Origin of the sequence: uncultured Anaerococcus sp., from assembly GCF_937934665.1 — a bacterium.
Taxonomy (GTDB): domain Bacteria; phylum Bacillota; class Clostridia; order Tissierellales; family Peptoniphilaceae; genus Anaerococcus.
In genome coordinates this window covers 1-8,566 of sequence record NZ_CALGYW010000118.1, presented here as the reverse complement: position 1 = coordinate 8,566, position 8,566 = coordinate 1, and the positions used below count along the sequence as shown (strand labels likewise).

Sequence of the window (8,566 nt, the reverse complement as noted above, 5' to 3'; positions counted from 1 at the left end):
AAGTCGGTTTTCATTGTAGATAGGGTGGACCTTGATAACCAAACATCATCGGCCTTTTTATCCTATGCTAGAGGCGATGTGGTAAGTGTTGATGAAACTGACAATGTGGGAGACTTGGTTAATAAACTGATATCACCTGGCAAGGCTATGGTTGTCACAACAGTCCAAAAATTAAATTATCTGATAAAAAGATACGAAAACAAAACCACACCAAAGGCCAAAAAGCTTAAGGATTTGAACCTTGTCTTTGTGGTTGATGAGTGCCACAGGGCTGTTTCTAGCGAAAAGCAAAGGGAGATTAACAAATTTTTTGCCAAAACCCTTTGGTATGGTTTTACAGGTACGCCGATTTTTGTGGAAAATAAAAAAGCTGCCAAGGGCGATTTGGCAAGGACCACAGAAGAACAATATGGCAAGTGCCTCCACGAATACAATGTCAAAAACGCCATCGAAGATAAGGCTGTCCTTGGATTTCAAGTAGAATACAAGTCAACTATTGGGGAAGATTCTCTCTATGATTTGATCAAGGCAAGTGGTCATGAAGATGAATATAGATTGATGGATGAAATAGAAAAAGAATCCTATATCCCAGCAGAGGCCTACGAAAGAGAAGACCACATGGTCCAAGTCATTGACACTATAGTAAATAAGTCAAGGCTTAAATTTGGCCTAGATAGGGGAAGCGGCAAGACCTTTTCGGCCATTCTTACAACTTCATCTATAGCAAATGCCCAGGCCTATTACGAACTTTTTAAAAAGCTAAAAAATGATGAGCTTGACCTAAAAATTTCAAAAAGAGTAAGAGAGTCTATGAAAGATTTCCCCAAGGTCGCCATTACTTATTCTATAGCTGACAATGTGGAAGAAACTGGCCTAAATAAGGAAGAGATGAAAAAGTCCTTGGCAGATTATAACGAGACCTACGGTACAAGTTTCGGTCTTGATAATATCAGGGCCTACAATGCCAATTTAAACGATAGGCTAGCGAGGAAGAAATCAATCTATAAGTCAAGGAGCGAGCAAGTCGACCTGGTTATAGTTGTAGACAGGCTCCTAACAGGTTTTGACTCGCCATCAACAGCGATTTTATTTATTGATAGGCCGCCGATGACTTCTCAAAACCTAATCCAAGCCTTTTCTAGAACAAATAGGATTTATGATAAGTACAAGGCCTTTGGCCAAATTGTGACCTTCCAAAAGCCATATACCTATGAGCAAGCTATAGAAGAGGCCTTCAAACTCTATGCCAATGGCGGTGAAAGGTTTATCCAGGCACCAAGTTTTAAGGAGAGTTTAGCTCTCTTTGATGAGGCCTACCATAATTTTAAGGATATGGTGAAAAATCCTTCAGATGTGGCAAAGATAAGTGATGTAAAAGATATGGTTTCCTATTTAAAGGCCTTTCAAAAACTCGATAAGACTTTAGCAAGCATTAAGGTTTATGGAGAATTTGACGAAGATTATTTCCATGAAGTTTATGACCTAAGTGACGAAGACTTGGAGGAATATGCAGGCCACTACAACAATATCAAAGAAATAGTTAAAAAAATGATGGGAAATGATGGAGGAGTTCCAATTCCGATTGATTACGTGGATATAGGTTATGAATCCCTCACTGTTTCCAAACTTGATATAGATTTTTCCTATCTTGATAATCTCCTCGATGCTTGCAACAAGGAAGCCCAAGAAAATACCTATGATGAGATGAAAATTAGCAGACTAGTTAAAGAATTTTATGACCTATCCAAAAAAGCTAGTAAAACTAATCCTCAAAAAGCCCTTATTTATGAAAATACCCTCAATGATTTGCTAGAAAATCCTAACAAATATAAGGATAAGGATATGGCAGATGTGGTAGGGGGTCGTATTTATAGGAAATACGAGGCTGGTATAGATAAGCTTGCCAAAGAAGGAAAGATTAGCAAGAAACTTGCCATGTACTATGCTGAAACCTTCGATAAGGACCTTGCTGCAAACGAGCAAAAAGCTGCCCAAAATCTAATAGCAGAAGCTGACATAGAGGCTATCCAAGAAGAATACGGCCTAAAAAACTTTAGGGCCAAAAAATACCTAAGAGACATCGCCTACAAGATTGCCAAAGAAGATGTGGCAGGCTACATGACTTGATTGGCACTAGGTTTTAATATTAAATATAGGTTAGGGAAATTTAATAAAAAATATTAAAAAGGCTATGAGATATTAAACTCATGGCCTTTTGTTTTATCTTTCAAATTGTGCTTTATAAAGGTCGGCGTAGAAGCCGTTTTTATTTATTAATTCTTGGTGCTTGCCCTTTTCTATTATGTCGCCGTCTTTCATTACTAGGATTAAGTCGGCGTTTTTGATGGTTGATAGTCTGTGGGCTATGACAAAGGAGGTTCTGCCGGCTGCTAGTTTGTCCATGGCTTCTTGGACTATTTTTTCTGTCCTGGTATCTACTGAGCTTGTCGCTTCATCAAGGATAAGGATTGGGGTCTTACTTACCATGGCGCGGGCTATAGTTAGAAGCTGAAGCTGGCCTTGGGAGAGGCTTTGCTTGTCGTTTAGGACTGTATCGTAGCCGTCTTCTAGGGTCCTTATGAAGTGGTCTAGGTTGACTTTCTTGCAGACATCAATTAGGTCATCGTTTTTTATATTTTCCTGACCAAAGGTTATATTTTCCTTGATTGTCCCTTCAAAGACCCAGGAGTCTTGGAGGACCATACAAAATTGGTCTCTTAGGTTTTCCCTTGTTAGGTCTTTGGTGTCTATCCCATCTAGGAAGATTTTCCCTTTATCTATTTCATAAAACCTCATAAGGAGGTTTACTATGGTGGTTTTACCTGCTCCGGTTGGGCCTACTATGGCGATTTTCTCGCCTGGATTTACCTTGACACTAAAATCTTTTATTATAGTGCGATCTGGACTGTAGCCAAATTTTACATTTTTAAATTCGACCTCGCCTTTTACCTTACTTATAAGATTTTTTGGCCTTTCTTTTTCTTCTTCTTTTTCATTTAGAAATTCAAATACTCTTTCTCCTGCAGCAGCTGCTCTTTGGAGGGTATTAAAACCTTGGGCAATCTGGGAGAGAGGTTGGGTAAAGAGTCTTACGTAGATCATAAAGGCAACTATTACCCCAAAGGAGATTTTACCCTCTATGGCGAGGGCTCCTCCTACAATACAAACCATTACATAGGAGAAGTTTCCTGAAAATTGCATGATTGGCATCATTAGACCTGATAGGAATTGACTCTTCCAGGCACTTTCATAAAGTTTGTCATTGGTATTTTCAAATTCTTCTATTATCCTAGATCCTGCGTTGTAGACCTTGATGACTTCATGGCCAGTATAAACCTCTTCTATTTGGCCGTTTATTTCTCCTAGGTTTTTCTGTTGGGCCTTGAAGTAGCTTTGAGATTTTTTCATTAATACTGCCATAAGGATAAAACCAATTAGGGAGCTTATAATAGTGGTAATGGTAAGGGTCACAGAGTTTAAAATCATCATTACAAGAGATCCTATAAGCATTACAAGACTTGTAAGAAGGGTGCCTATGGCTTGGTTTAAGCTTTGGCTTATGGTATCGACGTCGTTTGTAACCCTTGATAGGATATCTCCAATGGTAGTTGTATCGTAGTAGCTAAAGGGAAGCTTGTTTACCTTTTGGGAAATTTTTTGCCTAAAGTTTTTTGATATTTTTTGGGTTACATCAGCCATTATGAAGGATTGGACCATGTTTAGGATAAGGGAGGCTAGGTAGAAGATAAGTAGCATTATAGATAAGTTTCTTACTACTGTCATATCTATAGTAGAAGCTACTGGCCTTCCCTTAATTATTTGAGGTAGGCCCTTACTTATCTCGTTGGTTATTAGCTTAAGTTTATCAGGTCCTATAATTTGAAGTAAGGTTGCAATCATAGATGCTATTAAAGAAATTATTATTAGGGGCAGGTAGGGTTTTAGGTAAGATATCATCTCTGCCATAGTTTTTTTGAAATTCTTAGGTTTTTGAAGTTCTTTTCTAGCCATTTAATTCCTCCTCACTTAGTTGAGAATGGGCAATTTCCTTGTAGACTTCACAAGTTTTTAGTAAGTCTTTGTGTTTACCGACTCCTACCATTTCTCCATTTTCAAGAACTACTATTTGATCTGAATCCATGATTGAGCCTACCCTTTGGGCGACTACTACTGTGGTAGAATCTGGATAAGTTTTCTTAAGCTTGTGTCTAAGGTCGCGGTCTGTCTTAAAATCTAGGGCGGAAAAGGAGTCATCAAAAAGGTAGATTTCAGGATTTCTGTAGACAGCTCTAGCTATAGCTAGTCTCTGCTTTTGACCGCCTGATACATTTTTACCAAGCTGGGCTATTTCATGGTCATATTTATCATCGTATTTTTCGATAAATTCACTTGCTTGGGCAATATCTGCCGCTTTTTTGATTTGTTCAAAATCTTCATCATTTTCTCCAAAGGAAATATTTGATTTTATATCTCCTTTAAAGAGGAAAGATTTTTGAAGGACTGCTCCTAGTTTTTCGTAGAGCACCTTTTGCTTATAGTCTCTTATATCAACACCATCTACTAAAATTTTGCCCTCTGTGGGATCATAAAACCTCATTAATAGGTTTAGGATGGTACTTTTGCCTGACCCTGTTGAGCCAATTATTGCAAGTTTCTCGCCTCTTTTGACCTTGAAATCTATATCTTTTAGGATATATTGCTCAGAATCGGTATACTTAAATGAAACCTTGTCAAAGATTATGGCATAAGGACTAGGGTCATCAGACTCTACGATTTCTCCATCCATAATAGAAAGCTTAGTATCTAAAACTTCATTGATACGGCTAGCAGATATCTCAGCCCTTGGTAGCATTATAAAAATCATACTCATCATCATAAAGGACATTATTACTTGCATGGCATAGGATGAAAATACTACCATATCTGAAAAGAGGGTGTACCTATCCATAAGGCCTGCCTGGTTTATAAGGTTTGCGCCTATAAAATATATTACTAGGGTAAGGATTGACATGGTAAGGTTGATAGTTGGAAAAAGTGTTGCCATGAGCTTGCTTGTAAAAAGCTGGGTTTTGGTTAACTCTTCATTGGCCTTATCAAACTTATTTTCCCTGTAGGACTCTGAATTGTAGGCTCTAATAACTGATAGTCCTGTTAGGTTTTCTCTTAAAACCCTGTTGATATTGTCAGTCAAAGTTTGCATCATCTTAAACTTTGGCATAACTAGTACCATGATTATAGCTACAAAAATTATTAGGATAAGAAGGGCAAGGCCTGTTGCAAGGGTCCATTCAAAACCCTTGTTATAAATTTTTGTCACAGCCCATATAGCCATGATTGGGGCTTTGACAAAGATTTGAAGGCCCATTACTACTACCATTTGGATCTGAGTTATATCGTTAGTTGACCTAGTTATAAGACTTGCTGTAGAAAATTCATTGATTTCCTTTTGGGAGAAAGACTCAACCTTGGAAAAAAGTCTAGATCTTAAGTCTCTTGCGAAGGATGATGAAATCACAGCAGATAGGTAGCTTGTCATAATTGTAGCAAAAAGGCTAAGTAGGGCACAAAGAAGCATCCACTTGCCAGCGCCTATTATATCTCCTACACTATGGCCAGGGCTTTGGACGTACATGGTAATTTTTGACATGTAGTCAGGGATTTTTAGGTCTAGGTAAACAGTTCCTACTATCAAAATTAGGCTTAGGAATATCTGCCAGACCTGTTTTTTATTTAAATATTTAAAAATCTTTATCATCTTCTACTTCTCCAAATTTTTCCTTATAAATTTTTTTGATTTGAGGAAGGTTAGTTTCGATTTTTTCGACAATTCTAACAAAATCCTCACTATCCTTATCTCCAAGGAGGTCAAACATAGTTGTTATAGCAAAATTCATCTGTTGATTTTTTACTTCTACAAACTCATATCCGTCTTTAGTTAGGCTAACTAGGGTTTTTCTCCTATCTTCTTTGTCGGTTTCTCTTATAATAAGGTTTTTATTTTCCAGGTTGTTGATGATTTTAGCAACTCTGGCACTAGAGATCCCCATAGCTTTTTCTATATTTTTGGGATATATAGAACCTCCGTTTTTGTCAATTAAACTTATAACCATATTCTCGCCCCTTACAGAATCATTTATTTTTCTGTGAGAATCATTATGGCCGATTTCATATAAACTTTTGATAAGTCTTTTAACTAAATTTTTATCCATAAGCACTCCCTTTCACTAACGCTGTTAGCTATTTTACTAGCGGATAAAAATCCTGTCAATATTTTTTGAAATGCAGCGGGTTTTTACTGCAAAAATCCAAGTAAAACAGTACTATATTATATATAAATATAAAAAATGTGAAGGGATTAGTATGAATTTTTTTGATAATTTTATTACGAGCCTTATGTTAATTAGGGTAACAGATATTGTAGATATTACTATAATAGCCTTTGTTGTTTATAAGCTTTTTTCAATCCTTAAAAACACTAGGGCGGAGCAGGTTTTAAAGGGACTTATCTTTGTCCTTATTTTTGCATCGATTGCAGATATTCTAAACTTAAATACTGTATCCTGGGTTATGAACCAATTTTTGACTGTGTCTTTGGTCTTTATAATCGTAGTCTTTCAGCCAGAGCTTAGGACAGGTCTTGAAAGAATAGGAAGGGGCAGGTCAATTTTTACAAGCGATAGGAATAAGAGGGATGAGGACTCTATAAATGAGCTTGTCCTTGCTATGAGTTCCTTATCTAGGCAAAAAATCGGTGCCCTAGTTGTTTTAGAAAGACAAACAGGTCTATCTGACATTATAGAGTCAGGAACTATGCTAAATGCAGATATTTCAAGTGAGCTTCTTATAAATATCTTTATACCAAATACCCCCCTCCATGACGGGGCAGTTATTATTAGAGAAAATACCATCACAGCTGCAGCTTGCTATCTTCCACTTTCTAGCTCAAATACCATAGCCAAGGAGCTTGGCACCAGGCACAGGGCAGCCATAGGGATGACTGAAAAGTCAGATGCAGTTGTAATTATAGTTTCAGAGGAAACTGGAAATATCTCTATAGCTGAAAATGGAGTTATAAATAGGTATTTTGACGAGGATTCCCTAAGAATTAGGCTACAAAAGGAACTTACAGAAAAGAGGGAAGATGATGAATAAATTTTTAGAAAAATTTAAAAAAATCAATGGCAATAGCGATAAGCAGCTTCTTATCCTTTCTATAATAGTTGCTATCTTTATGTGGGCCTATGTAACAACATCTACAAATCCTTCTACTAGTAGGACTTTTAGAAATGTGCCAATTATTATCCAAAACCAGGATAAACTAGAAGAGAGGGGATATACAATTGTAAGTAAGGATGATATAACATCTGTAAATGTGAGACTAACTGGATCTAGAGATAATATCGTAAACCTAAAGGCTGACGATATCCAAGCAGCTATAAATGTTATGGATTCTAGGGACGGGATAAAGTCAGTAGATGTAAAGACTGACACTCCTTCAGGAATTAGCCTTGAGTGGGTAGATCCTTCTAAGGTTAATCTCAACATCCAAAGAATTATCGAGAAAGATATGCCAGTAAATGTGGTTATAGCTGATAAGCTAAAAGATGGCAAGATTGTAGAAGTTAACGAGCAAAATCCAGAAGTCATAAAAATCAAGGGACCGGAGTCGGCAATAAACCAAGTTGATAGGATAGAGGCTCATATTGATGATGAAGAATACCTTGACGGTAAGATTCACAATGTCAACTTAGAGGTACTTGATAAAAATGGTAAAGTTGTTGAAGGAGTTGACCTAGATTATAAGGATGTAAATCTTTCTTTCCTAGTCTATGAGACTAAGACAGTAAAGGTTGACCTAAAAGTTAGAGGAGAGGTAGCCAATGGTTATGCAGAAACCCTAAGGGCTGTTTCACCAGATACTGTTATTATAAAGGGTCCAGGCCAGCTTATTCGTGATATAGAAGAAATATCAACCCAGACTATCATCGCAGGCTATATTAGATCTTCAAAATCAGGTGAGGTTAAGCTTGATCTTCCTGAAGGCGTAAAGGTCTACGATGGAGATGATATTGTAAACTACAAGATAGAAGTTCAAAAAATCCCAAATACAAATAGGGATAAGTCAGATAATGAATAAAGAAGAAGTTTTATCAAGGATTGAAGAGGCAGGTTTTAAATCCTACCTGGTAGGAGGTTATGTCCGAGATTTACTCATGGGAAGGCCTTCTTCTGATATAGACATAGCTACAAGGGCAAGGCCCTATCAAATAAAAGAAGTTTTTAAGGATTTTAAGACAATTGATGTTGGCAGAAGTTTTGGGACTATAAAGCTTATTGCCGATGAGTATGAATATGAAATAACAACCTTCAGGACAGATTTATCCTATAGGGATAAGAGAAGACCTGATGCAGTTTCCTTTTCAGATACAATCGAAGAGGACCTGAAGAGGAGAGATTTCACAATAAATGCCATGGCCCTTAGAAATGGTAAGCTAGTTGACCCCTTCGGGGGTCAAAATGATCTTAAGAGAAAAATCATAAGGGCTGTAGGAGATTCTGATGAGAG

At 37.2% G+C, this 8,566-nt stretch carries 7 protein-coding genes; 4 read left to right on the top strand and 3 right to left on the bottom strand.

The annotated features are described in order from the left end of the window. Positions 1-2,127, top strand: a 2,127-nt coding sequence (locus tag Q0410_RS06375) for a type I restriction endonuclease subunit R, EcoR124 family (protein ID WP_299034469.1), incomplete at its 5' end; no start/stop codon positions are given. 93 nt (positions 2,128-2,220) lie between these two features. Here the strand turns inward: Q0410_RS06375 and Q0410_RS06370 are convergent. Genes Q0410_RS06370 through Q0410_RS06360 form a run of 3 tightly spaced genes read right to left on the bottom strand, consistent with a single transcriptional unit; the run spans position 2,221 to position 6,209 of the window. After that, positions 2,221-4,011, bottom strand: coding sequence for an ABC transporter ATP-binding protein (locus tag Q0410_RS06370; protein ID WP_299034467.1), 1,791 nt, complete (start codon positions 4,009-4,011; stop codon positions 2,221-2,223). Then, the gene (locus tag Q0410_RS06365) at positions 4,004-5,755 is read right to left on the bottom strand and encodes an ABC transporter ATP-binding protein (RefSeq protein ID WP_299034465.1); all 1,752 of its coding nucleotides are present in this window, start codon (positions 5,753-5,755) and stop codon (positions 4,004-4,006) included. The genes Q0410_RS06370 and Q0410_RS06365 overlap by 8 nt, the downstream gene beginning before the upstream one ends. Beyond that, the gene (locus tag Q0410_RS06360; RefSeq protein ID WP_299034462.1) at positions 5,739-6,209 is read right to left on the bottom strand and encodes a MarR family winged helix-turn-helix transcriptional regulator; all 471 of its coding nucleotides are present in this window, start codon (positions 6,207-6,209) and stop codon (positions 5,739-5,741) included. The genes Q0410_RS06365 and Q0410_RS06360 overlap by 17 nt, the downstream gene beginning before the upstream one ends. A gap of 151 nt (positions 6,210-6,360) precedes the next feature. Between Q0410_RS06360 and cdaA the strand changes: the two genes are divergently transcribed. The 3 genes from cdaA to Q0410_RS06345 all read left to right on the top strand — a co-directional run. Then, entirely contained in the window at positions 6,361-7,152 is a 792-nt protein-coding gene (gene cdaA, locus Q0410_RS06355) for a diadenylate cyclase CdaA (protein ID WP_299034459.1), read from the top strand. Next, positions 7,142-8,137, top strand: a complete 996-nt coding sequence (locus Q0410_RS06350) for a YbbR-like domain-containing protein (protein ID WP_299034456.1) — start codon at positions 7,142-7,144, stop codon at positions 8,135-8,137. Before cdaA ends, Q0410_RS06350 begins: the two co-directional genes overlap by 11 nt. After that, positions 8,130-8,566: CCA tRNA nucleotidyltransferase (locus Q0410_RS06345; RefSeq protein WP_367178723.1), on the top strand; the 437-nt coding region annotated here is incomplete at its 3' end. The genes Q0410_RS06350 and Q0410_RS06345, both read left to right, overlap by 8 nt.